Origin of the sequence: Thiocapsa sp., from assembly GCF_035467215.1 — a bacterium.
Lineage (GTDB): Bacteria > Pseudomonadota > Gammaproteobacteria > Chromatiales > Chromatiaceae > Thiocapsa.
In genome coordinates this window covers 1-1,834 of record NZ_DATITZ010000038.1, presented here as the reverse complement: position 1 = coordinate 1,834, position 1,834 = coordinate 1, and the positions used below count along the sequence as shown (strand labels likewise).

Annotated in this window: 3 protein-coding genes; 1 reads left to right on the top strand and 2 read right to left on the bottom strand. The window is 64.2% G+C overall.

The window, feature by feature from the left end; all coding sequences use genetic code 11:
• Window positions 1-633, top strand: a 633-nt coding sequence (locus VLR48_RS01980; protein WP_325290172.1) for an N-formylglutamate amidohydrolase, incomplete at its 5' end; no start/stop codon positions are given.
• On the opposite strand, the gene VLR48_RS01975 is transcribed toward VLR48_RS01980, so the two are convergent.
• Both VLR48_RS01975 and VLR48_RS01970 read right to left on the bottom strand, forming a co-directional pair.
• Window positions 602-1,111, bottom strand: coding sequence for a pilin (locus VLR48_RS01975; RefSeq protein WP_325290171.1), 510 nt, complete (start codon window positions 1,109-1,111; stop codon window positions 602-604). The two genes, VLR48_RS01980 and VLR48_RS01975, sit on opposite strands and share 32 nt — an antisense overlap.
• Window positions 1,112-1,200: 89 nt before the next feature.
• Complete coding sequence (locus VLR48_RS01970; protein ID WP_325290170.1) at window positions 1,201-1,761, bottom strand: ABC transporter permease; 561 nt, start codon at window positions 1,759-1,761, stop codon at window positions 1,201-1,203.
• Window positions 1,762-1,834: the final 73 nt, after the last annotated feature.

The following is a 1,834-nucleotide window of genomic DNA, read 5'->3' as shown; positions in this document are numbered from 1 at the left end:
CATATCGGTTGGGATCCGGGTGCCGCGGAGGTGGCGCTTCGGCTCTCGGTGTATCTCGATGCGCCGCTGGTGTCGAGCGGCTATTCGCGTCTGGTGATCGACTGCAACCGTCCCCTCGCCAACAGCGCATCGATAGCGGAGCAGAGTGCCGGCGTGCCCGTCCCGGGAAATCTCGGGCTGAACGCCGAGGCGCGCGTAACCCGCGTCGAGACCTTGTTCCGGCCTTACCACGGCGCCATCGATCGACTCTTGGACGCCCGCTCGCATCGCCCGAGCCTCTTGCTCAGTATCCATAGCTTCACGCCGACCCTGAACGGCGAACAGAGGCCCTGGCCCGTCGGTGTCTCGCACTGGCGCGACCGGCGCTTCGCGGCCCTCATGTCGACGGCCCTCGCTCACCGGGTGGACGGCATCGTCGGCGACAACCAGCCTTATCCGATCGAGGAGGCCATCGACTATTCGGTCCCCGTGCATGGCGAAGGCCGCGGGCTGCACGCCGTCATGATCGAGATCCGCAACGACGGGCTTCGCACGACGGCACAGATCGACGCATGGGCCGAGCGCCTGGCTGCGGCGTATCGGGAGATCGAGGCCGAGGCGGTCAGCCTCGGCAGGTCGAGGGCAGATACCTGACGGGTACGCCATCCGTTCGGGGCGCGTAGCAGGTCCAGATCGCGTGACCCGACGGCGTGAAATCGGCTCGCAACGCGACGAGCTTATCGTCGATGGGATCGAATCCGTAGCGGATACGAATCTCTTGCTCTGTATTGTTCCACCAGATCCGCTTGACAGAGCTGCCGGATGCCGCGCCCGTGTCGGTGTCGACGCTCAAACCCAACTCTCGGAGCAAGGTCAGCCAATTGGTCGCGTTCGGCAGACGGCCGTGCGAGGCATGATATTCGGTCACCGCAAGCTTGACCGGGCCGAGCAGCACCAGCCCCTCGCCGATCTTTGCCCGCGTGATGAAGGTCTGATACTGAGGCACGGCGAGCGCCGCCAGGATGCCCAGGATGGCGACGACGATCATGACCTCGATCAGCGTGAACCCGGGTTGCTTCCCGATGACCTGCATGTCGGCACCTACTTGGTTGGTGGCGGAGTCCGGCCGCATCCCGGCGGTGCGTCTCCATGCCGGGGACGACGGTACGAACACGACATGAGTGTAGCGGCTACTGATCCCTCCGCCAAGGCACGGCGCGATCAGCCCTCGCCCAACACCCTCTGTCGCAGCAGCCGATAGTCGATCGGCACCAAGATCAGGATCATCAGCACAAAGAGCCCGAAGGCTGCCGCGAGATGGACACTGATCTCGCCGTTGACCAGGACCAGCCGCGTGCCCTCGGCGAGGTGATGCAGCGGGTTCAGGGTCAACCAGGCGAGCGTCCAAGGCGAGTCGCTCTCCATCGGGAAGTAGGTGCTGCTGGCGAATCCGAGCGGCATGATCACCAGGAAGAAGGGGATGTTCATGTGGTCGATGCTGGGCACGATCGCGGTGAAGAGCAGGCCCAGGGTTGCAAACGCCAGCGAGGCGAGAAACAGCAGCGGCAGGGCGAGCAGCGCACCGGTCCAGTTGAGATCCAGCCATCCAACCAGGGTGAAGCCCGCCAAGACCAGCGTCACGATGAGGGCATAGGCGGCCCCCAGGGTCGCGGCCCAGAGCAGCTCGCCCCAAACCACATGTTCCAACCGGATCTGGGTGATCAGCTGGCCTTCCCAGGTCTTCTGGTAGTGCATGCGGATGTAGGCCGTGTTGTCGCTCACTTTGTTTCACCGGCCGATTCCCGAATTATTTAGCGATGATTACCCGCGCGTTTCCCGCACTGATCACCCCGGT